This is a genomic window from Pseudomonas sp. RA_35y_Pfl2_P32 (assembly GCF_963970735.1).
In the GTDB taxonomy this organism is placed as follows: domain Bacteria; phylum Pseudomonadota; class Gammaproteobacteria; order Pseudomonadales; family Pseudomonadaceae; genus Aquipseudomonas.
In genome coordinates this window covers 217719-243121 of the sequence record NZ_CAXAQF010000005.1, presented here as the reverse complement: position 1 = coordinate 243121, position 25403 = coordinate 217719, and the positions used below count along the sequence as shown (strand labels likewise).

Here is a 25403-nt window from a genome sequence, read left to right as displayed (position 1 = left end):
AGCCATCACTGATGGCTTGTGCCCAGACATGCGTGGCCGCCTGGGCCATTGCTGCAAATTCGGGCGCGATGGTCACGCTGCCGTCCTCTGCCGCCATTACCGTGCTCTGCGTGGCGATTAAGCGATTACTGCCCGTAGGGCAACCGCATTGCACCGCGTGCCCGTGAGTTGCGACGGCAACGCCCTCAACGATAAAGGTCGGATTGCCTTCAGCGATAAACCCCATGCTGCTGCATTTTGGGCACCATACCGGATCGCTGATTCTCGCCGCTTTGCGGTACTCCACATTCACTGTGGTCGAACCTGCGAGCACCTTTCCGCCTGTGCTGGTCGGATCTCCTTCCCTGATAACAAAAGCCATGAGTATTCCTTGTTCTCGGAGTGAGCTCGGATGCTAACGAACGAGTTCTCGGGAAGATGTAAGGCATTTCCCAAATACGCCTACCAAACATTGTTCAAATTCCTCAGCAGCACCCCGTACCAGTCCTCTCCATTGATCCTGCCTCAACGATTTGCAAAAAGTCGTTCGGGAAAAAATGGTGAAGAAAACGCACTATCCCCCTCCCGTCGACCGGCTTTACGTCATTTGTTTGTGCAAAGGGGCAGGGTGGTGCAATCGGTATTCCCGCATAGGCCCAGCATGGGTTTTGAGGGCCGTATGGGAGTTTCAAGGAGTGCAAGAAATTGCAAAGAAATGAAAGGACCCTGCACACCTTTGAGCCGGCGATTCAGATTGCCTAGATACCTGTAAGGCCCGGCTGCGCTGTGGCGCGGCGTATGACGCAAAACACAACCATGTGACAGCGCGGGATGTAGCCACGGTATGCAAATGGGCTGCTTGGGTAATGATCGAGGTCGCGGGTTTGGCTTCCGCAGGATTGCAGACCAGGGCAGAAATCAAAATTCAAACTGACTATTGGTTTGAACTGCTCCAAGAGCAGGGCACCGCAGCGAAAGCGAAAGAAAAATGCCCAACGTGCGGAAGTAGCCTTGTTCAGGACGAGTCATGAGCTTTCATTGGCCACACTGTGTCCACAGGTGCGGGGTATCTATTCGGAAAATGATTGAGAGTATCCCGGTTGGCTCAGATATAGAGCGGTCTATCCCGCCTCTGCAGATTTTATGGGTTGATAGGAAATCAACTCACTCATGACGCTATTCCTTGTATTGAAGTGCAGCAGTCGTTACCCATGGCCGCCCGCCAGGTAACGCGCCGTGACTGACCTGCCAGTCAGCGAAACCAACGGCGCCAGCCACAGCCACCCGGCATTCCCCTCTATATAGAGGCACGGCCCGGGCCGAAGAATGGCCGGTTTGCCCTGCCCACCAAACCGCGTTCCCGAACAAATGTCTTAAGCGCATGAAAATTCTGAAAAAAATGTTTGCCATCAGAAAAGCTTTCGACTACATTAGCGCGCCTCGACAGACAGAACTTGTTTGAAGAGATACGGTGAAGTGTCCGAGTGGCTTAAGGAGCACGCCTGGAAAGTGTGTATACAGGAAACTGTATCGAGAGTTCGAATCTCTCCTTCACCGCCACATTCTACAAACACAAACCCCCGATTTTCCTAGAGAAGATCGGGGGTTTGTGGTTTCTGGCGTCTGGAAAAAGGCGATAGCGCAGCACCAATGGCCGTGCGACCAGCCACCTCCCCTAATCGCGCATATACCCCCCATCCACATCCATGATTTCCCCCGTGACAAAACCCGCCGCATCCGATGCCAGGAAGCACACGGCGGCGGCGATGTCGCGGGGGGTTCCGGCGCGGCCCAGTGGCATGTCTGCCAGCACTTTGGCCCGTGCTTCGGTGCTCAGGGTGCTGGTCATGTCAGTTTCGGTCAGGGCGGGGGAGACGGCGTTGGCGGTGATGTTGAAGGGGCCGGCCTCGCGGGCCAGGCCCTTGGTCAGGGCGATCACGCCGCCTTTGGCGGCGGCATAACAACTGTTGCCCAGCAGGCCGCCGCCGCGTTTGCCGGCGACGGAGGCAATGTTGATGATCCGTCCGGAGCGTCGGGCCATCATGCCGGGCAGTACGGCTTTGGCGCAGTAGAAAACGCTGTTGAGGTCGATGGCCATGACGCGCTTCCATTCCGCGGCGCTCACTTCAAGCAGGGGCAAGGTCGAGACGATGCCGGCGTTGTTGACCAGGATATCGATGCTGCCCAGCGCCAGGCCCACCTGGCTGACCATGGCCTGCACCTGTTGCTCGTCGGCAACGTCCACGCCCAGGCCGATGGCCTCAATGCCCAACTCACCCAACTGGGTGGCGGCCCGTTCTGCGGCGTCGTGGTCGAGGTCGCAGATGGCGACCCGTGCGCCGCATTGACCCAAGGCCACGGCGATCGCATAGCCGATGCCGCGCGCGGCGCCGGTCACCAGTGCGTTACGGCCCTTTAGAGAAAAACTGATCGGCGCAAAATTGGCTGAGGCATTCATGGTTGTTATTCCTTGATCTGGGCGCAGGTCGGCCTTCCCGAGTCACGGGAAGTGGCCGGCTTTTCGATGAGCAGCAGGGGGTAAAACCGTCAGGACGGGGCGTAGCTGCCCAGCGCCAACTGGTTCTTCAGCGGCGCGATGTCCAGCCGCCGCAGGACGCGATACAGCGAAGGCCGGCAGATGCCCAGCGCACGGGCCGCGGCGGTCATGTTCCAGCGGCAGTCGATGAGCACGCCGAGTACGTCCTCGCGTTCACCCACGGGAGCGGCGGTGGGCCTGCTCGGGCGAATCGGCGTGACGTTCTGCACCGGGCTGCGGGCCGGCAACCCAGGCTGACCGCCAGCTTGGGCGAGGAAGTCGGCGGGCAGGTCACACCGCTGGATGCGCGCGCCTTCCTTGACCGCACAGGCGTAGCGGATAACCGCCCGCATCTGCCGCAGGTTGCCAGGCCACGCATGGCCGAGCAGCAAGGGCCAGACATCGGCACTGATCATCTGGCGGGGGTCGCACCCGGGCAATTCGTGGGCGACCATGCTGCACACCAGTTCGGCCCGGTCGGTGCGTTCACGCAGGGGCGGCAATTGCACCACGCCGGTGGCGATGCGATAGAACAGGTCTTCGCGAAAGCGGCCGTTTTCCACCAGTTGGGTCAGGGATTGGTGGGTCGCGCAGATCAAGGCGAAGTTCACCGGCACGCTGCGTTCGGCCCCCAGGGGGGTGATCTCGCGTTCGGCGATGACCCGCAGCAGGCGGGTTTGCTGCTCGAAGGGCATGTCGCCGATTTCATCGAGGAACAAGGTACCGCCGTCGGCCTGGGCCACTTTGCCTTTCTTGCCACCGGGCAGGGCGCCGGAAAACGCACCGCGGGCATAGCCGAACAGTTCGCTTTCAATCAGGGTGTCGGGGATGGACGCGCAGTTGAGGGCGACCAGTTGCGCGGCGTGGCGCTGACTGTGCTCGTGCAGCGCACGGGCCAGGACCTCTTTGCCGGTCCCGGTCTCACCCTGGATCAGCACCGCGATGCCGCGCTCCATGAGCCGCAGTGCGCGGCGAAAAGCCTGACGCACGTAGGGGTCAGAGTCGTGGGCAATATCGCATTCAGGGTAGGCGGAGGTTGTGTGGGCTCGGGTAAACGAAGGGTTTTCGTGTACAGAAGGCATCAGCGTCACCTTTTATTATTGTATAGCTCGTGACTATGTCGACTCACCGCACTTGTGATGCAGCCGTCGATATGGCGTTGAAGGACAATAACGAGGCACACTTATATTTTCCAATCCATAATAAATCATCTATTGATACCTTTGAGAGCATCATGATCGAGCTCCGCCATCTGCAATATTTCCGCACCCTGGCTGAAACACTGCACTTCGGTCGTGCTGCCGAGCGCCTGCATATCTCGCAGCCGCCGCTCTCGCGGCAGATCGCCCTATTGGAAGATGAGCTGGGGGTCAGGCTGTTTGATCGTTCCCGGCGACGGGTGGAACTCACCGAAGCCGGCCAGCGTTTTTACCTGGACACCGGCACGGTGTTTGCCGCGTTCGAGCAGGCCAAGCGCAATGCCCTGGCCGCCGCGCGGGGGGCGGCGGGCGAGCTGTCGGTGGGGTTCATGATGTCGACGGCCTACAGCGTTACGCCAGCGATTACCCGGCGCTACGCGGCGCAGTTTCCCCAGGTCAGCCTGAAGCTGACCGAGACCTTGCCCCTGGACCTGGCCCAGGACATCAGCAGCGGCAACAAGGACGTGGCGATCATGTACCGCCCGCAGGACTGCTCCGGGCTGGAAACGGTGACGCTGTTTCGCGAGGAAATGACCGTGGTCCTGCCGCCGGGCCATCGGCTGCTTGAGCAGGCGCTGATCGACCCCCGGGAACTGGCCGGAGAAACCTTCATCATCGTGCCCCGGCGGATCGCTCCCGCCTTGCACGACATGATCTTCAACTACTGCCTGCAGCACGGTGTCACCCCAAACATCGGGCTGGAAATCAACATGCAGCAAACCATCGTCAACCTGGTGGGCGAAGGCTTGGGGATTGCCATCGTGCCCCGCTCGATGTGCAACATGCGCCTGGCCACCACCACCTTCAAACCGTTGCGCGATGCCCCGGTCATCGAGGTGGTGGCGGTGTGGAAGGCCGACAATCACAACCCCTGCATCGCCACCTTCATCGACAGCGCACAGCACGCGTGCCTGCAGGTGACGCGCGAGGCAGAAGCAGGGTGACGGGCGGGCCAATCCGCTCGCCCAGACGATACACCTGAAGCGACACCTGTCTCCCGGAGTGTCTCCCGCCCCTGCCCAGGCGACAGCGCTCCGGGCCTGATCTCTATCGCGCAAAGCCCCGTTCCACAAGGCCTGCGCTGGCCTGGCCAGCCCTTGGCACCGCTCTTGCTATCGCCCTTGCAAACACCATTCATGCAAGGACCCCCTTATGCGATCGCCCGTTATCACAGGCTGGTATCACTCCCCATTCGGTAAGTTCGACCACCTCGATCCCGAGCTGATGATGGCCGAGGCCGCCCTCGGCGCATTGGCGCATGCCGACATCGCGCCACAGCAGATCGACTCCATCCACGTTGGCCACTTCAATGCCGGCTTCGTCTATCAGGATTTCCCGTCGTCTCTGCTGGCCAACCACATTGAGGCGTTACGCTTCACGCCCTCGGTTCGGGTGGAGAATGCCTGTGCCACGGGCTCCGCCGCGATCCACTCGGCGCTGCAAGCGGTCCTCAGCGGCCAAAGCCAACACGCGCTGGTGGTGGGTTTCGAGAAGATGAATACCCTGCCCACCGCCGAGGTCGGCAAGATCCTGCTCAAGTGCTGCTACGCCAAGGAAGAAGCCGACATCGAGGGCGGCTTTGCCGGGGTGTTCGGCAACATCGCACAAAGCTACTTCGACCGTTACGGCGACCAGTCCGATGCGCTGGCGATGATTGCGGCCAAGAACCACGCCAACGGCGTGTTGAACCCGTACGCCCACATGCGCCGGGATTTCGGTTATGAGTTCTGCCGGCAGCCTTCGGCCAAAAACCCCTTCGTGGCCGGGCCACTGAAACGCACCGACTGCTCGCTGATCACCGATGGCGCAGCCGCCCTGGTGATCAGCCGCGAGGATCTGGTCGGTGAGCACCGCCATGCCGTGCGCTTCCGTGCCGCGGTGCAAGTCAACGACTACATGCCGCTGTCCAGGCGCGACCCCACCTACTTCGAAGGCGCCGCCCGCGCCTGGCAGCAGGCCTTGGAGCGGGCCGAGCTGAGCCTGGCCGATCTGTCCCTGGTCGAGACCCACGACTGCTTCACCATCGCCGAATTGCTGGAGTACGAAGCCATGGGCCTGGCCGAGCGGGGTCAAGGTGCGCGGGTCATCGCCGAAGGCATCAGTCGCAAGGACGGGCGCCTGCCGATCAACCCCTCGGGCGGCCTCAAGTCCAAGGGCCATCCCATCGGCGCCACCGGCGTGTCGATGCACGTGATGGCTGCCATGCAGCTCTGCGGCCAGGCTGGCGACATGCAGTTGCCCAAGGCCGATCGCGCCGGGGTCTTCAACATGGGCGGCGCGGCGGTGACCAACTACGTGAGCATTCTGGAGCGCGCGCAATGATGGGCATCGACAACGTCATGAACCTGGGGGAAATGCTCAACCAGGTCGCCCGTCGCTACCCGGATGCGCCGGGCTTCATTCGCAACGGTCGTGAACATTCCTGGAAAGACATCTCCAGGCGGGTCGACAGTGTCGCTGCCGCCTTGCGCGCGCGCGGCTTGGGCAAAGGCGACAAGCTGCTGGTGCATTCGCGCAACAATCTGCCGTTGTTCGAAAGTGCCTGGGTCGCGTTCCGCCTGGGTGCTGTGTGGGTGCCGACCAACGTGCGGATCACCCCGGCGGAAGCGGCCTACCTGGGCCGTTCCAGTGGCGCGGTAGCGATGCTGTATGACGAAGGCCTGGAGCATTATGTCGATGCCGTGCGTGCAGCATCGCCGAGCCTGCAACAGGTGATCGCCATCGGTCAGCCCCGCGACGGCGAACTGGGCTATGAGCAATTGCTGGAGGAGGGCAGCGCGCTGCAGGCCGGCTTCCGCCCGGCCGAAGTGACGTACCACGACCCGCTGTGGTTCTTCTACACCTCGGGCACCACGGGCCATCCCAAGGCTGGGGTGCTGACTCACGGCCAGATGGCGTTTGTCATCACCAACCATATCGCCGACCTGATGCCGGGGCTGAATCAGCATTCGCGTTCGCTGGTCCTGGCTCCGCTGTCCCACGGCGCCGGCATTCATGCCTTGGTCAACGTCGCCCGGGGCGCGGCCTGCATCCTGCCGGCCAGTGACAAACTGGACTGCGACGAGGCCTGGCGCCTGGTCCAGGAACACCGTGTGGACAACCTGTTCACCGTGCCGACCATCGTCAAGATGCTCACCGAAAGCGAGGCCGTCGACCGCTACGATCACAGCAGTCTGCGTCATCTGATCTACGCGGGCGCGCCGATGTATCGCGCTGACCAGCGCCATGCCCTGAGCAAGTTGGGCAAGGTCCTGGTGCAGTACTACGGCCTGGGTGAAGTGACGGGCAACATCACCGTGCTGCCCGCCGATTGCCACGACAGCGAGGACTCGCCGAATGCCAAGGTCGGTAGCTGCGGTTACCCGCGCACCGGCATGCAAGTGGCGATTCTCGATGAAGCCGGCAACGAACTGGACACCGGTATCGACGGTGAAATCTGCGTACGCGGACCGGCGGTGTTCAGCGGCTACTACAACAACCCCCAGGCCAACGAAAGCTGTTTCAAGTTCGGCTGGTTCCACACCGGCGACCTCGGCCATGTGGATGAACACGGCTATCTGTTCATCACTGGGCGGGCTTCGGATATGTACATTTCCGGTGGCTCCAACGTGTACCCGCGGGAGATCGAAGAGGCCCTGCTCAGCCATCCGGCGGTGACCGAAGCGGCCGTACTGGGTATGCCCGACGTGAAGTGGGGCGAGTCCGGCTATGCGGTGATCGTCACCACCGGCGAGGTCAGCGATGAACAACTGCTGGCCCATCTGGAGCCGCGTATCGCCCGCTACAAATGGCCCAAGCGTTTTGTGCGCTGGGACGAAATGCCCAAATCGGGCTACGGCAAGATCGTCAAGAAACAGATCCGCGCGTTGCTTGAAGAACGCCAGGAGGTGGCCTGATGACGCCGCATTTCGCTGAACGTGCCGGGGTACGCACGTTCATTCACGAGGGGCCGTCCCTGGCACCGCGCCTGCTGGACCTGGAGGTGCCTGGCTGCGACGAGCTGCGCATCGTCCTGCCCCTGGCGAGTAACGTCGCGGCAGGCGTCCTCAAGGCGCTGGAAGGTCGACGGTACGGCAGCGCCGTGGGCCGCATCCTGTGTGGCGGCGCCGCGCACCTGAGCTATCACCGGATGATCGTCACCGACCAGCCCGAACGCCCCTATGACTACGGTCAGCCGGTGGTCCTGGATGGCTACATCACCTTTATCAGCGGCGCCATCACCGTGGGCCGCGATGCCCGGGGCGCGCCGTTGCTGCATTGCCATGCCGGTTTTCTGGACCGCAATGGTGAGCAGCACGGCGGGCATCTGGTGCTGGACAAACTGATTGTCGGCAGCGAACCACTGACGATTCGCCTGTGCCTGTTCGACCAAGTGGCCTACCAGGTGCAGCCTGACGCCGAAACCCATTTCAACCTGCTGCATCCCGTTCTCAAGGAGCTGTCATGAGCGTTGTCGTCACCGAAGATTCCCTGGTCCAGGATGGCCGGTTGGGCCGCCTGGTGATCGCCCGCCTCAAGCCCAACGAAGACCTCATCGAGAGCGCCGAGGCCCTGTGCGAAGAACACGGTATTCATCTGGCCGTGGTTCGCGGTGGCTTGGGCAGCCTGATTGATGGGCAACTCAGCTACCTGGGGCGCGAGGGCATGATCCAGATCCAGGTGCCAGGCCCGGGGGTGGAAATCCTCAGCGTCAGCGGCGAAATCCTCAACGGTGCCAGTCGCCTGCAGGCGGTGGTGGCCGATGCCGATGGCAAGCTCTACGCCGGCCGCCTGGAACGCGGCAAAAACCTCACCTTCATCACGGTCGAGCTGACGCTGCAGGAGTGGCTGCCCGACTGACGCTTTCACCCGCAATCGCCATAACAAGAACGTCGAAGCCAGGTGCAACGGGCCCTTTCATGCCCCGCGCCCCCGGATTGTCGACCGCATCCATTAGGAGAAACAACAATGACAATAAATCCTTTCGTTCGCCTGTCTTTGCTCGCCACCAGCGGGGTGCTCCTGTCACCCCTGGCCCACGCTGACTTCATCAAGGACGGCAAGGCCACCCTGGGTTTTCGCAACTACTACTTCAACAACGACTACCGCGACCGCGCCGGTCCCGCCGGGCAAAGCAAGACCGCCGAATGGGCGCAGGGTTTCTTTCTCGATTACAAATCCGGCTTCACCGAGGGCACCGTCGGCTTTGGCGTCGACGCGCTCGGTTTGCAGGGGGTACGCCTGGACGGCGGTAAAGGCAATCACCGTGGCAGCTCGATGATTCCGGATGAGAGCGATGGCAGCGCCGTGGACGATTGGAGCCGACTGGGCCTGACCGGCAAGATGCGTTTTTCCCAGACCGAGGCCCGCTACGGGACCCTGCAACCGAAGCTGCCGATCCTGGTGGCCAACGATGGTCGCGTGCTGCCGCAAACCTTCGAGGGCGGCATGATCACCTCCAAGGAAGTGGACAACCTGACCCTGCTCGGTGGTCGCCTGGAACATGCGACCGGCCGTGGATCGACCAACAGTTCGGGGCTCGCGGTGGCCGGCGGCACCCAGCAAAGCAACGAGTTCCTGTTTGCCGGCGCCGACTACAAACTGAGCAAACAACTCACCCTGCAATACTACGCGGCCCAGTTGGAAGACTACTACGTGCAGCATTTCGGCGGTCTGGTGCATGTGCTGCCGTTGGGTGAAGGCCAGTCGCTGACCACCGACCTGCGTTACTTCAAGACCGACGCCGATGGCCGCAACGACACCGCCGCGGGCCGGGCCGCCGGGTACCGGGTCAGTGGCCTGGGGGATACCCCCGGCAAGATCGACAACGACACCTGGAGCGCGATGTTCACCTACGCCCTGGGCGGCAACTCCTTCCTGCTCGGTTACCAGAACGTCTCCGACAGTGGCAATTTTGTCCAGGCCAACCAGGGCAATACCAACGAAGGCGCGGCGGGCAGCAGTATCTACCTGTTCACCGACCGTCTGATCACCAGCTTCACCCGGGCCGGCGAGCGCACGGCGTTCGGCCAATACGGCTACAACTTCGCCGGATTGGGTGTGCCAGGGCTGGTGGCATCGGTCACCTACCTTAAGGGCACCCATATCCGCATGGCGAACGGCTCCGACGAGAAAGAATGGGAGCGCGACCTGGCGCTGGATTACGTGGTGCAGAGCGGCACCTTCAAGGGCGTCGGGTTCAGCTGGCGTAACGGCACGATGCGCAGCGGCGTGCCGAGTGAGTATTCCCAGGACCAGAACCGCGTGTCGGTCAACTACACCCTGGCGTTGTTCTGATCCAGTGGGGTCGCTTGAACAGGACCCCTTTTCAGTTGGCGGCAGGGTTGGCGACCCTGCAGATCCATTTCTTCGGTAACGGCCGCCTATGGTTCCGCCCTGACGGCGGCTCACTTTTGGAGGAGCGCAAAAGTAAGCAAAACGCTCTTGCCCCACCACTCGGTGCCTCGCTTAGGCTCGGCATGCCCGTACTCCGACATTGATTTGGGGGGCCGCCGCAATGGGCCATCCTTGGCCCAGTGCGGCTAAACCGGCGTCCTGCCGGTTTACCCCCCAAATCAATATCGGATTCCGGCCAGCGTGGTTAACGGGGCGCCCAGGATCAAAAACAAAGCGAGGCGGCTTTAGAGCCGACCTGATCGTTGGGGCATGCGCGGTGTAGCTTCTACTTCCTAAGACACTGACGAAGTCAGTGATCTTTTGATCTGGCTCTGGCTCTGGCTCTGGCTCTGGCTCTGGCTCTGGCTCTGGCTCTTGATCTTGATCCTGGGCGCCCCGTTAACCACGCTGGCCGAACGCAGGCTTGAATCCGTGGGTAACCCGGCAGGACGCCGGGTTAGCCGCCCCGCGCCATGGATGGCGCGTGGCGGCGGCCCACGGATTCAAGCCGGAGTGAGGGAACACCGAGCCCAAGCGAGGTGCCAAGTGGTGGGGCAAGAGCGTTTTGCTTACTTTTGCGCTCCTCCAAAAGTGAGCCGCTGTAAGAGCGGAACCATAGGTGGCCGTTACCGAAAGAATGGATATGTACTCGCCTAATCCAACACCCTGGTAGGCCCACAGGTGCAACGTCGCACCACAGTTGTGTAGATACCGATGCTGCCGATGTGCAGGACAGGTGTCGCTTGCCCTGCCGAGCACAGCGACAGTTGCCGGAGACACCTGTTACATCCGCCGTCTCGGCCAATGCCCTGCAAGAAATAAATACATTCCTGCAGGCGCTGTTTTTCCTTATGAAAACAGCTGCTTGAGTGGCGGTCTGGGTTGCCGTCATGAGGACAGCGTCATTCGTGGCACCCCAATTGCTATAGCTTGCTTAGCCAGTCGCCGGCATAACGGCCATTGATCCATAAAAACAATAAAGTCAGGAGAACCAAATGAGCGACTTTTCGCGCCGCAACTTTCTCAAAACGGCCACCCTTGCTTCTGCCGCCGTTGCCGCCGCCGGGCTCGGTCTGTACAGCGGCAAGAGCCAGGCTGCCGAGTTCAAGCTGAAGTTTGCCAACAACATGCCCATCAGCCACTCCATGAACGTGCGGGCGCGGGAAATGGCCAAGGCGATTCGTGAAGAAACCAACGGCGCGGTGCAGATCCAGATCTTCCCCAGCAGCCAGCTCGGCAGTGACACCGATACCCTGGCTCAAGTGCGCTCGGGGGCCGTCGACATGTTTGCCCTGTCGCCGGTGATCCTGGGCACCATGGTGCCGTCGGTGCAGATCAGCGCCGTCGGGTTCGCCTTCAAGGACTATGAGCAAGTGTGGAGTGCGATGGACGGCGACCTCGGCGCTCATGTGCGGGCCGAGATTGCCAAGACCGAGACCCTGTTTGCGTTCGACAAAATCTGGGACAACGGCTTTCGGGTGACCACCACCAGTACCCGCCCGATTGCCACGCCCGACGACCTCAAGGGCATGAAGCTGCGCGTGCCGCCGAGCCCCATCATCATGTCGATCTTCCGCGCCTTCGAAGCCGCGCCGACCAGCATCAACTTCTCCGAAGTGTACTCGGCGCTGCAGACCCGCATCGTCGAGGGCCAGGAAAACCCGCTGACCCTGGTGGCCTCGGCGAAACTCTACGAAGTGCAGAAATACTGCTCCCTGACCAACCATGTCTGGGATGGTTTCTGGATGCTGGGTAACAGCGCCTCGTTCAAGCGCTTGCCTGCGGACGTGCAGGCCGTAGTCAGCAAACACATCAATACCGCAGTGCTCGCCCAGCGTGATGACCTGGCCAAGTTGCAGGGCACTATCCGCGATACGCTCAAGCAGCAAGGCCTGGAGTTGGTGGCGGCGCCACCGGAACCCTTCCGCCAGAGCCTGCAAAGCGCCAATTATTATGGCGACTGGCACGCCAAGTTCGGCGACGCCGCCTGGTCGATCCTCGAGAAATATGCCGGGAAACTGGCATGATGGTCGCGCCAGCAGCAGTGGCCCCCACGTCTACCATGCGCCTGCCGGCCCGGGCGCTTGTCTGTCTGAACACATGGACCATGCGGGCAGTCGGTTTGATCACTGTCGCGTTGATGGTCATCGAAACCGGCGTGCTGCTGGCGGGGGTGATTTACCGCTACCTGCTGCACAGCCCGCTGATCTGGTCCGATGAGCTGGCGTCTTCGCTGTTCATCTGGATGGCCATGTTTGGTGCGGTGCTGGCGCTGGACCGCGGGGAACACATGCGCATGTCGGCGCTGGTGAACAAGCTGCCCCACGCCTGGCGCGGGTTCTGCGAGACGCTGTCGGCGCTGGTGGTGTGCCTGTTCGTGGTGATGATCATCGCCCCGGCCATGCAGCATTCCCATGAGCAGATGTCGATCACCACCCCGGCATTGGGCATTCCCGATGGCTTGCGCGCAGCGGCCTTGCCGGTGGGTGCGGTGTTGATGCTGCTGGCTGCCGTGTCGCGCATGGCGCGGTTTTCCACCGTGCGCCAGTTCATGGCCGGGATAACCGTGGTGGCGCTCGTGGCCGCGGTGTTGTGGCTCAGCCAGCCATTGTTGGTGGACCTGGGCAACTACAACCTGATTATCTTTTTCCTGGTGCTGCTGGGGGCCTGTGTCTTCGGCGGGATTCCCATCGCGTTCGCCTTTGGCACCGCGACCATGGCGTACCTGGCGCTGGCCACCCATGCACCGTTGTCGATTGTGGTCAGCCGCATGGACGAAGGCATGTCGCACATGGTGCTGCTGGCGGTGCCACTGTTCGTGATGCTGGGCGTGGTGCTGCAACTGTCCGGCATGGCGCGCACCCTGATCGACTTCATGGCCTCGTTGCTCGGGCATGTGCGCGGCGGCCTGCAGTATGTCTTGTTGGGGGCGATGTTCCTGGTCTCGGGGATTTCCGGTTCCAAGGTCGCCGACATGGCGGCCGTGGCGCCGGCCCTGTTTCCTGAAATGAAAAAACGCGGTTCCGAGCCCGAAGAACTGGCGGCGCTGCTGGCAGCGACCGGGGCGATGACCGAGACCATTCCCCCAAGCCTGGTGTTGATCACCATCGGCGCGGTGTGCAGCGTCTCCATTACCGCGCTGTTCATCGGTGGCCTGATGCCGGCGGTGGTGGCCACTGTGGTGATCGCGCTGGTGTGCTGGTGGCGCTCACGCAAAGAAGCAATGCCCACTATCCAGCGTGCGCCGCTGTCGGTGGTCGCGCGCACGTTCATGATCGCCGTGCCGGCGCTGGCCCTGCCGGTGCTGATCCGGGTGGCAGTGCTCGAAGGCGCGGCCACCGCGACCGAAGTCTCCACCATCGGTGTGGCCTATGTGGTGATGGTCGGGCTGGTGATGCACCTGTTCATGCGCCACATCGAGTTCAAGAAGGTCTACCCGATGATGCTCGAAGCGACGGCATTGTCCGGCGCTATCTTGCTGATCATCGGCATGGCATCGGCCATGGCCTGGGCGCTGACCCAGTCGGGCTTCTCGGCATCGTTGGTGGACCTGATCAGTGAAATTCCGGGCGGTGCCATCGGCTTCATGATCGTCACCATCGTCACTTTCGTGATCCTGGGCAGCGTGCTCGAAGGCATTCCGGCAATCGTGCTGTTCGGGCCACTGATGTTCCCGCTGGCCGAGATGCTGTCGATTCACCCGGTGCACTACGCCATGGTGGTGATCCTGGCCATGGGCATCGGCCTGTTTGCACCGCCCCTGGGTGTGGGGTTCTACGCCGCCTGCGCGATCAGCAAGGTCTCCTCCGACCGGGTCATCCGGCGTGTCTGGGGCTACCTCGCGGCATTGATCCTGGCGTTGATTATCGTCGCCTGTTTCCCATGGATCTCCATCGGTTTCCTTTAAGAGAGCACTTGTCATGAGCCAAACAGCAAAACAACTTCTGCCAGGCGCCTCGCAACGGGGACGCGTGGCCCTGGTCACAGGGGCCGCCATGGGGATCGGTGCCGCCATTGCCGAACGCCTGGGGCACGACGGGCATACCGTGGTGGTGGCCGACATCAACCTGGCGGCGGCCGAAGAAATGGTCGCCGGGCTGGATGCCCAGGGCATAGCGGCCATGGCATTGGTCATCGACGTCGGCGACGCGCAGTCCATAGCCGCGGCGTTTGCCTTGTTGCAACAACGCTTCGGCCGCTGTGATGTGCTGGTCAATAACGCCGGCGTGGCCAAGACCCAGGCGTTTCTGGAATGCGACCTCAGCGACTGGCAACGGGTGCTGAACATCAACCTGACCGGCTCGCTGCTCTGCGGCCAACACGCGGCGCGGCTGATGCAGGCCCATGGCTGGGGGCGGATCATCAACGTCGCGTCCATCAGCGGTCTGCGCGCCAGCTTGGGCCGCACGGCCTACGGCACGTCCAAGGCGGCGCTCATCGGGCTGACCCGGCAGATGGCCGTCGAGCTCGCCGAGTACGGTATTACCGTCAACGGCATCGCTCCCGGCCCGGTGGATACCCCGCTGACCCAGAGGCTGCACTCGGCCGCGACGCGGGATTCCTACGCCCGGGCCGTACCGATGCGCCGCTATGGCACGCCGGCGGAAATGGCGGGAGCGGTGGCCTTCCTGGCCTCCGATGATTCGTCGTACATCAGCGGCCATGTGATTCCGGTGGACGGCGGTTTCATGGCCTCGGGCATTCTGGAGATCTGAAGGGGCGCGGTGGACAGGAGCGCGCCAGGGTCCTTATGCTGCCGGGTTCATACAAAAACAAACAAAAAAACTATGAACCCCAACGCTCCAACCTCTGTGCTGTGGCACTGGCTCGCGCGCCCGCGGCGCAGTCTGGTGGCGCGCTATACCCTGCTTTCCGTGGTGGTCATGAGCATCGCCCTGTTTGCCCTGGCGATTTTCTACGAGCAACTGGCCAAGGATTTGCTCAACCGTTTGACCGGTGAGCGGCTCGATGCCCAGGCGCTGTCCACGGCCAACCGTCTCTCATCGTTTCTCGATGACCGCTTCTACCAGCTGTCGGCGCTGTCCAATCACCCGAACATGCCGGACTTCATCACCGACCAGTCGCGCCCCAGCAGTGATGTGGATTCACTGCTCAAGCTGGAGGGCGACCTGCCGTTCCTGTACGGCGTGCTGTTCTTCGATGAACACGAGCAGTTGCTCAATGTGCTGCCGGGCCAGGCGGCCTCGGGTGAACCCTACTGGACCAATTCCCAGTGGTCGGTCGCCGGTTTGCCGAGCACACGGGTGGGCGATGTCGAGGTGATCGGGCCGTTGCTGCCCAAGGCCGGGCGCTCCGGTGGGTTGCTGATTCGTAAGCTGATTCGCAGCGGCCGCACCGATCATGGGGCGAGTATCGCCTTGCACCTGCGCCTGGCGTCGTTGACCGAACTACTGGTCAGCGCCGGTATGAGTGGGGTGGTCGCACCGTTGTTGCGGGTGCCGGGCGGCGTATTCATCGATCCCACTGGACGCGTGGTCCCGGCACCGACGCAGTGGCGCGACGGGCCGCAGATTTTGCCGGGTTGGCAACTGGTGTTCAGTGTCCAGCCGGGGGCGATTCTCGAGCCCCTGAACGATGCTCGCCAGTGGTTGTACTGGGTGGCCGCGAGTTTCATCGGGTTTATCCTCATCGTGTTCTTCACCCTGTCGCGGCAACTGCGCGCGCGGGTCAGCACCCTGTTGCAGGGGGCGCACCAACTGTCGATGGGCGACCTCGGTTATCGCCTGGCGGAGCAGCCGCACAACGACGAGATCGGGCATGTCGCCAGGGCCTTTAATGTGATGGCCGAGCGCTTGGCGCGGGTGATGGAGAACACCGTGCGCAGTGAAAACCTGGCGGTGTTGGGCACGTTCGCCACCGGGGTTGCCCATGAGGTGCGTAACCCCTTGGCGACCATGAAGACCACTGTGCAAGCGCTGCTGCGGCGGGAACAGGAACCTGAGCGGCGCAGGCTGTTGAGCGATCTGGGCCAGGAGATCGACCGCCTGTCCCACGTCACCAGCGACCTGCTGGAGTACGGCCGGCCACACCCGGCCCAGCCCCAGGCGGTGGACGTGGCGCCGTTGTTCGAGCGCATCGCACGGCAGGTGGCGGCGGATCGCCAGGCGCACAATATCGAGCTGCGCTGTTGCAGCGAGCCCGGGTTGCAGCTGTACGTCGACCCGGAGCAAGCCCAGCAAGTGCTGCTCAACCTGTGCCTGAATGCGCTGCAGGCCAGCGTCGATGACCAGGTGGTGCAGCTGCGCGCAGAAGCCTCGGGCGAGCGCGTTCGGATCACCGTGCTGGACCGGGGTTGCGGGATCTCCGAGGCCGACCTGCAGCAGATTCGCCAACCCTTTTTCACCTCCAAGGCCCGGGGCACCGGGCTGGGCTTGAGCATTTGCCAACAACTGCTGGAGGCCAACGCCGCCCGCATGGAAATCGTCAGTACGCTGGGGGAGGGCACGCAGGTCACGCTTGATTTCCCCGGCCTCAGTGCACGCGCTAAGTGAGCCGTTGATGTCTGATATTCACGTTTTGATCGTCGATGACGAAGAGGCGCTGGTGCGCTCCCTCAGTTATGCCCTGCGTGCGGAGGGCATGCGCATCAGCACGGCCGGCAGTGGCGAGGCGGCGCTGGAGCGGGTCACGGGCGGGCCCGCCGACATCGATATCGTCCTGCTCGACCTCGGCCTGCCGGGCATCGATGGCCTGGCCACGCTCGACGGCCTGCGCGCGTTGCAGCCCGGTTTGCCGGTGATCATGATCTCCGCCCACGGCGACACGCGCGCAGCGGTGCAGGCGGTGAAAGGGGGGGCGACCGACTACCTGACCAAACCCTTCGAATTGGATGACCTGTTGGCGACCATCGCCAGCACCCTGGCCACGCCAGGGCCCGGGTTGGACGACAAGCCGGTGGACGCCGGCCTGCACGGCCAGAGCCTGGCGATGAGTACCCTGAGTGCGGCGGTGCAGCGCATCGCCCGCAGTTCGGCGACGCGGATCCTGCTGTTGGGCGAGTCCGGTACCGGCAAGACCCTGGTGGCGCAAGCGCTGCATGCCCACAGCTCACGGGTGGCCCACGCCTTCATCGAGGTCAACTGCGCCGCCTTGCCGGAGCAGTTGATCGAGGCCGAGCTGTTCGGCTCGGAGAAGGGCGCCTACACCGGCGCCCATCAGAAACGTGTGGGGCTGGTCAGTCAGGCCGATGGCGGGACGCTGTTCCTCGATGAAATCGGCGAGTTGCCCCTGGCGTTGCAAGCCAAGCTCCTGCACTTCCTGGAGAACGGCAGTTACCGGGCCGTGGGGGCCAATCGTGCCAGCAGCGCTGACGTGCGGGTGGTGGCGGCGACCAATCGCGACCTGGCCGAAGATGTGCGCCTGGGACGGTTTCGCGAGGACCTGTTTTATCGGCTGAACGTGATCACCGTGGATATCCCGCCCCTGCGCGAGCGCGGTGATGATGTGCTGCTGCTGGCCGAGTATTTTGCCCGGCGCCAGGCCCTGGAGGAGGGTGTCGAGGCGATTCGGTTCGAGGCGGATTGCCTGGCGGCGCTGCGTGCGCATCGCTGGCCAGGCAATGTCCGTGAATTGAAGAACCTCATCGAGCGCCTGACCATCCTGTCACCAGGCCGGGCGATCAGTGCAGCGTTGTTGCCGGCGCCAATGCACGGGCCTGAGCTGGCGAGCGAGGCCCAGGCGCTGGGCGATCAACTTGAGCGCGCCGAGCGCGAGCTGGTGAGCGATGCCTTAAGCCGAGCCGCCGGGCACAAGGGCCTGGCCGCGCACCTGCTGGGGATCTCCCGGCATGCGCTCAAGCGTCGCTTGCAACGCCTGGGCATCGAGCGCTAACCGCTCAACCTTGCGCGGGGTATGAGCGCTAACCGCTCAATACCCCCGCCCCCATCACACACCTCCGGTGGGAGCGAGCTTGCTCGCGATAGCGTCAGGTCAGTCAATATGGCTGTCGAGGCTGATGCCGCTATCGCGGGCAAGCCCGCTCCCACAGGATTTGGCTCGCGCGCTTTGCCCATCCCCGAGACACTTCCAACGCCTTTGGCACAGCCCTTGCTCTAGCAACCTGGCTGTCCAACAAGAGGCGTTATCAACGTCCAACAGGAATTCATTGTATGTCCCTGCCCCGTCATTGGTTTCAGGTTGCCCTGGCCTTCAGCAGTGTGCTCGTGAGCGTGGCCGCCGGTGCCCAGGTTGGCCGGCTGGAGTTGGGTGTGGCCGCCGGTCAGGCCGACCTGACCATGGGCTGCCTGTACCCGATGACCGAGCGCGCCGCGATCTACGGCCAGGACAGCATCATCGGTATTCAGGTGGCCCTGGACGAACTGCACACCCGGCGTGAGGCGGGCGAATTGGTGCCGCGCCTGCGGGTGATCGTCGATGACGACCAATCGAAGGCCTCCTATGGCGTCAGCCTGGCCAAGAGTTTTATCCACAAGGACGGCGTGCAGGTGTTGTGCGGCATGGTGTCGTCGGGGGTGGCGCTGGCGGTCAGCGAGCTGGCGTATCAGGAGAAGGTGCTGATGATCGGCACCGACCATGCGTCCTCGCGCATGACCCTGGAAAACGGCCATCCGTATTATTTTCGTGTGACCAACGACACCTGGACCTCGATGGCGGCCGGCGCCCGTTACCTGCAAGCGCTGCAGAAAACCACGGGGTGGAAACGCCTGGCGTTCATCGGCCCGGACTACGAGTACGGTCACGTCTCCCGTGATGACCTGCATGAAGCCTTCAGCCAGTTGGGCGTGCAGTTCGAAGATGTCACCGAGCTGTGGCCACGGCTGTACGAGCCGGATTACTCGGCGTACATCGCGGCCCTGGAGCAAGCCAGGCCCGACATCATTGTCTCGGCCCTGTGGGGCGGCGACCTGCACGCCTTCATCAAGCAGGCGGCCGGTACCCGGTTGTTCGAAACCTCGCGCCTGGCCAACTTCGACACGGGCGGCAACTACGACTTCCTGGTGTCGCTGGGTGCCACTGCGCCGCCGGGGCTGATTCTTTCGGCCCGCCACCACAACAACTGGCCGGCCACCGAGCGCAACCATTCCTTTGTCGAGCGCTTTCGTGCCCTGAGCGGGCGTTACCCGACCTACGCCGCCCAGGGTGCCTACACCGGGGTGATGGTGCTGGCCAAGGCCTATGGCAAAGCCGCCGGGGCCACCAACAGCCAGGCACTGATCAAGGCGTTGGAGGGGCTGGAGATTGCCCTGCCGGAAGACCCGGACGGTTTCACTTCGCGCATCGACCCGATCACCCACCAGATCCAGCAAACCCAGGCGGTCGGCACCCCTGTCGCCAATGCCGATTTTCCTCTGGCGCAACTGATGCTGGGGGACTGGTCGGTGTATTCGGCGCAGGAGCTGCAACTCGATGACGCCACGCTGGCGCGGCGACTGGCCGCACGTAAACGCAGTACCGAGGGCCAGGCACCTTAGGCCGTTCATTCAACCACCGAGACATCAGCCCCATGCACAACTATAAAAACAACGTGATCAAACACCCCCTGGCCCTGGCCATCGCTGCCACGGGCCTGGCCCTGTCCTTGACCACCAGCGTCCAGGCGGCCGAGAACGGCAAGTTCCGCATCGGTATCGTGACCTTCCTCTCGGGTCCGGCGGCCGGCCCGTTCGGCGAACCCTCGGCGAATGCCGCCAAGGTGCTGGTGGAAGGGCTGAACCAGGGCAAGCTGCCCGCGCCCTACAACACCATTGGCATCAACGGTGCCGAGATCGAAGTGGTGATCATCGATGAGGCCGGCGGTGCGGCCAAGCAGGTGGAAGAGTTCCGTAACCTGGTGCAGCGCCAGAAGGTCGATGCGGTGGTGGGCTACATCTCGTCCGGCGACTGCCTGGCCATTGCCCCGGTGGCCGAAGAGCTGGGGGCGATGACGGTGTTCTACGATTGCGGCACCTCGCAGTTGTTCAACGAAGACAAGAGCCCGCAGTTCGTGTTCCGCACCAGCCTCGATGCGGCCGTGGACAACATCGGTGCGGCGCGTTACCTGGCCAAGGTCCGCCCGGACGCGCAGAAGGTCGCCGGCATCCAGCAGAACTACGCCTGGGGCCAGGACAGCTGGAACGACTTCACCCACTCCATGGAGCAGTTGATGCCCAAGGCCAAGGTGGTCGAGTCGCAGATGCCCAAGGTGTTCCAGGGCCAGTATGGCGCCGAGATTTCCGCCTTGTCGGTCAAGCGCCCGGACATCATCCACTCCAGCTTCTGGGGCGGTGACATGGAGGCCCTGGTGCTGCAGGCCAACGCCCGTGGCCTGCTGGAGGATGCCACCGCCGTGCTGACGTGCGGCGAGTCGGCCATCGACCGCTACAAGGACCAGGCGCCCAACGGCATGATCATCGGCGGCCGTGGGCCATTCGGCGCCTTTGCCCCGGATAACGAGCTCAATCGCTGGTTCAAGGGCAGCTACCAGGCGGCCTACAAGACCGACCCGACCTACCCGGCGAGCAAGATGGCCCAGGCGATTCTCGGCCTCAAGCACGCGGCGGAGAGTGCCAAGGTCGAGTCGGGCAAGGTCCCGGCACCGCTGGAAATCGCCAAGGCCTTCAAGGGCGCGACCTTTGAGTCGGTCTCAGGCCAGGTGCAAATGGCCCGGGCCGGTGGTCACCAGGCGATGCAAGGCATTGCCTACGGCGAGTACCAGTACGACGCGGCGAACAAGAAGGGCCGCGTGCATAACGTCATCGCCTTCAACGGTGAGTGTGTGACCCCGCCAGACGGCACCACCGCGCTGGAATGGATCAAGGCCGGCTTCCCGGGCGCCCAGTGCAACTGAGCCGCGCTGCGTGATTGATCCACTGTGGCGGGCCTGCGGGCGCCGCCACCTCTTTGCCAAGGTAGGACCCCTATGATGAGTCTTTTTGCGGTGCTGATTGATGGCACCATCTATGCCTCGTGGCTGTTCCTGGTAGCCGCCGGGCTCACGGTGATTTACGGGGTGATGCGCATCCTGAACATGGCCCATGGCAGCTTCTATGCGATTGGCGCCTACACCGCCGCGTCGCTGGTGGGCTGGTATTTCAACAACGGCATCGGGCCGGTGTGGGCGGGGTATCTGTTGATGCTCGGCTGTGCGCTGGTGGCCGGGCTGATCGTCGGACTGATCATCGAGCGTGGGTTGTTGCGCTTCATGTACGGCCGCGACGAAGTGCTGATGGTGATCATCACCTACGCCTTGCTGCTGGTGCTCGAAGACAGCATGAAGATGGTGTGGGGGGTCAATCCTTACTTCGCCTATCAGCCGTATGCCGAGATGGGCCGCAGCGCCCTGGCGGGACTCAAGGTGTCCAACTACGACCTGATGCTGGTCGGCGTGTCGGTGGTGCTGGGCCTGTGCTTGTGGCTGTGGCTGGAGCGTACCCACCAGGGCAAGGTGCTGCGCGCGGTGATCCATGACCGGGAAGTGGCGATGGCCATGGGCGTCAACGTGCGTCGCATGTTCACCCTGGTGTTTGTGCTGGGCACCATGCTCGGCACGCTGGCGGGTGCCCTGACGGCACCGGCGATTTCCGTGGTGCCGGGCATGGGCGTGGAAATCATCGTGCTGGCCTTTGCCGTGGTTGTGGTGGGTGGTATGGGCAGCATCGAGGGGGCTGCCGTCGGTGCCTTGCTGGTGGGCCTGAGCCGCGCCGCTGCCGTGCACTACGCCCCGCAATTTGAACTCTTTGTGATCTACGGCGTGATGGCGCTGGTGCTTGCGGTGCGTCCGCAGGGCCTGTTCGGCCGCGTGCTGGCGAGGAAAATCTGATATGCGCCTCAATAGAACCGAACTGATACTGCTCGGCGTCGCGCTGCTGCTGGCCGCCGGCGGCTTGATTGCGCCGCAATGGCTGGTGTTCCTGCTGACGATGGCCTTGGCCAAGTCGATGGTGGTGCAGGGTGTGGTGATGCAGATGCGCGCGGGCCTGGTGACCTTCGGCCAGGGCCTGTACTTCTGCGTCGGTGGTTATGCCGTGGGCATGAGCGGGCACTTCCTGGACATCTCTGACCTGGCGTTGCTGCTGGTGATCGGGGTGGGCGCGGCCGTGTTGCTGGCGATGCTGCTGGGCCTGTTGATGACCCGCTACCGCGAGATCTTTTTCGCCATGCTGTCGTTGGCGTTCTCGATGATCCTGTACGGCGTGCTGGTCAAAAGCTCGGCCCTGGGCAGCACCGACGGCTTCAACGTCAAGGCCTGGAGCCTGTTTGGCTGGAGCCCGGCCCAGGGTCAGGCGCCACTTGCGCTGTTCATCATCATCGTGGGCGTCTGCGCGGTGCTGGCGGTGTTGCTGCACCGCTACAGCCGCAGCAGTGCCGGGATGATGTGCGAAGCGATCCGGGAAAACGAAGTGCGCGTCGAGTACCTCGGCCAGTCCCCCCGCTGGGTGCTGTACATGAACTACGTCGCGGCGGCTGCGGTGTCGGCCCTGGGCGGCGGCTTCATGGCGCTGTCGGCCGGGCACATCGACCCGGAAATGGCGTACTGGATCACCTCCGGCGAGTTCGTGTTCATCGCCTTGCTCGGCGGTACCGCCCACGTTGCGGCGCCCTTTATCGCGGCGATTGTGTTTGCGGTGGTGCGCACCTATGCCATCGAGCTGGTGCCCCATAGCTGGCAAATGATTCTGGGCTTCACCTTGCTGGCGATCATCGTGTTCCTGCCCAAGGGGTTGTGGAGCCTGTTTACCGGACAAGCGCGGAGGGCCAAGGCATGAGCTGCATTCTCGAAACTCACGGACTGTGCAAGGCATTTGGCGCGGTCACCGCGGCCAAGGATGTCAACGTGCGCATCCGGCCGGGTGAAGTGGTCGGCGTCATCGGCTCCAACGGCGCCGGCAAGACCACCTTTATCAACATGGTCACCGGCTACCTGAAACCCAGCAGTGGCCAGGTCCTATTCAATGGCCAGTCGATCATCGGCCGCACGCCCCGGGCAATCACTCGCCTGGGTATGGCCCGCTCGTTCCAGGTCGCCCAGCTGTTCCCGCAGTTGAGCGTCATGGACAACCTGCTGATTGCCGTGGCGGCGGCGCAGAACCCGTTTCCCTCGCTGCTGGCACCGATGCGCACGGCGGCGCGGGTGGCGTTGGCCGACGCGATGCTTGCGCAGTTCGACATCGCCCGCTGGCGCGACACCCAGGTTACCGCCGTGCCGCAGGGGGTGCGCAAGTTGATCGATATCGCCATGGCGTTGATTGGCGAACCGCAGATGCTGCTGCTCGACGAACCCACCAGTGGGGTCAGCGCCGAAGAGAAAACCGCGCTGATGGACACGGTGATGCGGGTGGTCGCCGAGCGCCGGGTGACGGTGTTGTTTGTCGAGCACGACATGGACGTGGTGCGTCGCTACGTCTCGCGCATCCTCGCGTTCTACAGCGGTGAAGTACTGGCCGACGGGGTGCCGGAACAGGTGCTGGCCAATCCCCGGGTGCAGGAGTTCGTCACCGGTAGCCAGAAAGTTCACCTGAGGGCCGCGCTATGAGTCTTGAGATTCGCAACCTGAGTGTGTCGATTGAAGGGGTGCCGATCCTGCACCAGGTGTCGCTGACCGTGGGCGCCGGGCAGATGGTGGGGTTGATCGGGCACAACGGCGCCGGCAAGACCACCCTGATCCGCGCCATCATGGGTTTGCTGGACGCCGACGCGGGTGACCTGTCCTTTGCCGGGCAAGACCTGCGCACCCTGCCCAGCTTCAAGCGGGCGGCGGCGGGTATCAGCTATTTGCCGGAGGATCGACGGTTGATCCCGGCGTTGACGGTGGAGGAGAACATCCTGCTGCCGGTCTGGGCCAATCAGTTGGCCGACAGTCAGCGCCGCCTGGAGTGGGTGTACAGCCTGATCCCGGAGATTGCCCAGTTCCGCGACCGCAAGGCCATGCAACTGTCGGGCGGCCAGCAAAAGCTGGTGGCGCTGGCCCGGGCGTTGATGCCCGGGAACAAGCTGCTGTTGCTCGACGAGCCCTTCGAGGGCGTGGCGCCCGTGCTGTCGCGGCGCCTGAGCGAGGTGATCGCCAAGCTCGGCCAGGAAGGTTTGTGTGTGCTGATCAGCGAGTCCGATGACACTCATTCTGCTGACCTGGTCGATGCGTTGTTTCGCATCGAGCGCGGCAGCGTGACAGTAGGGTAGGGAACACAATGTCGACATTGACCTTTGAAACCACCCCCCGGGTGATCTGTGAAATTGACGGCGCCTTGCGCCTGGGGCAGTTGTGCCGCGAGCTGAAAGCCGAGCGGGTATTGCTGGTCAGTGACCCGGGCCTGCTGCGCGCCGGCTTGCTCGATGCGCCGCTGGCGGCGATGCGCGAGCTGGGCGTGCAGGTCACGCTCTACAGCGATGTGCAGGCTGATCCGCCGGTGGCTGCGGTGCTGGATGCGGTGCAGGTGGCGCGCAGGTGTGGCGCCCAGGCGGTCATCGGGTTGGGCGGCGGCAGTTCTCTGGACACCGCCAAGCTGGTGGCGCTGCTGTGTGGTCACGAGCAGTCCCTGGAGGCGATCTATGGCATCAACCTGGCCAAGGGACCGCGATTGCCGCTGATCCAGGTGCCGACCACCGCGGGCACCGGGTCCGAAGTCACGGCCGTGGCCATCGTCACCACCCCCAGTCACGAGAAGAAGGGCGTGGTCAGCCCGCTGCTGTACCCGGACATCGCCTTGCTGGATGCGCGCTTGACTGTCGGCCTGCCGCCAGCGATCAGCGCCATGACCGGGGTCGATGCGATGGTCCATGCCATCGAGGCCTACACCAGCGTGCACAAGAAAAACGTCTTGTCCGATGGCCTGGCGGTGCAGGCCCTGCGTTTGCTGGCGGGCAACCTGGATCGGGTGCTGGCCGAGCCGGGGGATTTGTCGGCGCGCTCGGACATGCTCCTGGGGTCGATGCTGGCTGGCATGGCGTTCGCCAACGCGCCGGTGGCGGCGGTGCATGCGCTGGCCTATCCGCTGGGCGGGCAGTTTCATGTGCCCCATGGCTTGAGCAATGCCCTGGTGTTGGTGCCCGTGCTCAATTTCAACCGTTCGGCGGCCGAGCCGCTGTACGCGCAACTGGCCTCGGCGGTAGTGCCGCAGCAGCGCTTTGCTAATGCGGCCGAAGCCTGCGAGGGGTTCATCGACTTCATGACCCGCCTGGTGGCGCGCATGCCATTTGCCCAGCGATTGCAGGAGGTGGGTGTCACGGCCCAGGACCTGTCCCGGCTGACCGAGGACGCGCTGAAGGTCGAGCGCTTGCTGATCAACAACCCGCGTCCCCTCAACCGCGACGATATTCATGCCATCTACGCCTCGGTGCTGTAGGGCGAAGGAGTGATT

Annotated in this window: 21 protein-coding genes and 1 tRNA gene; 19 read left to right on the top strand and 3 right to left on the bottom strand. The window is 63.2% G+C overall.

The window, feature by feature from the left end; translation table 11 throughout:
• Positions 1-361 (bottom strand): PAAR domain-containing protein (locus tag AACY45_RS07225; RefSeq protein WP_339544809.1); only part of this gene is annotated, 361 nt, incomplete at its 3' end.
• 1088 nt (positions 362-1449) lie between these two features.
• Here AACY45_RS07225 and AACY45_RS07220 point away from each other — a divergent pair.
• Positions 1450-1539, top strand: a tRNA-Ser gene (locus AACY45_RS07220).
• 115 nt (positions 1540-1654) lie between these two features.
• Here AACY45_RS07220 and AACY45_RS07215 read toward each other — a convergent pair.
• Complete coding sequence (locus AACY45_RS07215; protein ID WP_339544808.1) at positions 1655-2437, bottom strand: SDR family NAD(P)-dependent oxidoreductase; 783 nt, start codon at positions 2435-2437, stop codon at positions 1655-1657.
• An 89-nt stretch (positions 2438-2526) separates the two neighbouring features.
• Entirely contained in the window at positions 2527-3597 is a 1071-nt protein-coding gene (locus tag AACY45_RS07210) for a sigma-54-dependent Fis family transcriptional regulator (protein ID WP_339544807.1), read from the bottom strand.
• 152 nt (positions 3598-3749) lie between these two features.
• Between AACY45_RS07210 and AACY45_RS07205 the strand changes: the two genes are divergently transcribed.
• The 18 genes from AACY45_RS07205 to AACY45_RS07120 all read left to right on the top strand — a co-directional run bounded on the left by AACY45_RS07205 (position 3750) and on the right by AACY45_RS07120 (position 25388).
• On the top strand, positions 3750-4658 hold the full coding sequence (locus AACY45_RS07205; protein ID WP_166593135.1) for a LysR family transcriptional regulator: 909 nt from the start codon (positions 3750-3752) through the stop codon (positions 4656-4658).
• 208 nt (positions 4659-4866) lie between these two features.
• The gene (locus AACY45_RS07200; RefSeq protein ID WP_339544806.1) at positions 4867-6036 is read left to right on the top strand and encodes an acetyl-CoA acetyltransferase; all 1170 of its coding nucleotides are present in this window, start codon (positions 4867-4869) and stop codon (positions 6034-6036) included.
• Complete coding sequence (locus AACY45_RS07195; protein ID WP_339544805.1) at positions 6033-7610, top strand: acyl-CoA synthetase; 1578 nt, start codon at positions 6033-6035, stop codon at positions 7608-7610. The genes AACY45_RS07200 and AACY45_RS07195 overlap by 4 nt, the downstream gene beginning before the upstream one ends.
• Complete coding sequence (locus AACY45_RS07190) at positions 7610-8161, top strand: hypothetical protein (protein WP_339544804.1); 552 nt, start codon at positions 7610-7612, stop codon at positions 8159-8161. The genes AACY45_RS07195 and AACY45_RS07190 overlap by 1 nt, the downstream gene beginning before the upstream one ends.
• Complete coding sequence (locus AACY45_RS07185) at positions 8158-8553, top strand: PPC domain-containing DNA-binding protein (protein ID WP_339544803.1); 396 nt, start codon at positions 8158-8160, stop codon at positions 8551-8553. Before AACY45_RS07190 ends, AACY45_RS07185 begins: the two co-directional genes overlap by 4 nt.
• A 108-nt stretch (positions 8554-8661) precedes the next feature.
• Positions 8662-9990: an OprD family porin gene (locus tag AACY45_RS07180; RefSeq protein ID WP_339544802.1), complete on the top strand. Its 1329-nt coding sequence runs from the start codon at positions 8662-8664 to the stop codon at positions 9988-9990.
• A gap of 1094 nt (positions 9991-11084) precedes the next feature.
• On the top strand, positions 11085-12116 hold the full coding sequence (locus AACY45_RS07175; RefSeq protein WP_339544801.1) for a TRAP transporter substrate-binding protein: 1032 nt from the start codon (positions 11085-11087) through the stop codon (positions 12114-12116).
• A gap of 80 nt (positions 12117-12196) precedes the next feature.
• The gene (locus AACY45_RS07170; protein ID WP_339544800.1) at positions 12197-13996 is read left to right on the top strand and encodes a TRAP transporter large permease; all 1800 of its coding nucleotides are present in this window, start codon (positions 12197-12199) and stop codon (positions 13994-13996) included.
• A gap of 13 nt (positions 13997-14009) precedes the next feature.
• Entirely contained in the window at positions 14010-14804 is a 795-nt protein-coding gene (locus tag AACY45_RS07165; protein WP_339544799.1) for an SDR family NAD(P)-dependent oxidoreductase, read from the top strand.
• Positions 14805-14876: 72 nt separating this feature from the next.
• The gene (locus AACY45_RS07160) at positions 14877-16601 is read left to right on the top strand and encodes a sensor histidine kinase (RefSeq protein ID WP_339544798.1); all 1725 of its coding nucleotides are present in this window, start codon (positions 14877-14879) and stop codon (positions 16599-16601) included.
• 7 nt (positions 16602-16608) lie between these two features.
• Positions 16609-17940 carry a sigma-54-dependent transcriptional regulator gene (locus AACY45_RS07155; protein WP_339544797.1) on the top strand — a complete coding sequence of 444 codons (1332 nt, stop codon included), beginning with the start codon at positions 16609-16611 and terminating at the stop codon, positions 17938-17940.
• 278 nt (positions 17941-18218) lie between these two features.
• The gene (locus AACY45_RS07150; protein ID WP_339544796.1) at positions 18219-19541 is read left to right on the top strand and encodes an ABC transporter substrate-binding protein; all 1323 of its coding nucleotides are present in this window, start codon (positions 18219-18221) and stop codon (positions 19539-19541) included.
• Between the two features lie 32 nt (positions 19542-19573).
• Positions 19574-20896, top strand: a complete 1323-nt coding sequence (locus AACY45_RS07145) for an ABC transporter substrate-binding protein (protein ID WP_339544795.1) — start codon at positions 19574-19576, stop codon at positions 20894-20896.
• Between the two features lie 75 nt (positions 20897-20971).
• Positions 20972-21868: a branched-chain amino acid ABC transporter permease gene (locus tag AACY45_RS07140; RefSeq protein ID WP_339544794.1), complete on the top strand. Its 897-nt coding sequence runs from the start codon at positions 20972-20974 to the stop codon at positions 21866-21868.
• A 1-nt stretch (position 21869) separates the two neighbouring features.
• A complete protein-coding gene (locus AACY45_RS07135) occupies positions 21870-22814 on the top strand; it encodes a branched-chain amino acid ABC transporter permease (RefSeq protein WP_339544793.1) in 945 nt (314 codons plus the stop codon).
• Positions 22811-23581, top strand: a complete 771-nt coding sequence (locus tag AACY45_RS07130; protein WP_339544792.1) for an ABC transporter ATP-binding protein — start codon at positions 22811-22813, stop codon at positions 23579-23581. Before AACY45_RS07135 ends, AACY45_RS07130 begins: the two co-directional genes overlap by 4 nt.
• Entirely contained in the window at positions 23578-24225 is a 648-nt protein-coding gene (locus AACY45_RS07125; RefSeq protein WP_339544791.1) for an ATP-binding cassette domain-containing protein, read from the top strand. Before AACY45_RS07130 ends, AACY45_RS07125 begins: the two co-directional genes overlap by 4 nt.
• 8 nt (positions 24226-24233) lie before the next feature.
• Positions 24234-25388, top strand: coding sequence for an iron-containing alcohol dehydrogenase (locus AACY45_RS07120; protein ID WP_339544790.1), 1155 nt, complete (start codon positions 24234-24236; stop codon positions 25386-25388).
• The last annotated feature ends 15 nt before the right edge of the window (positions 25389-25403 follow it).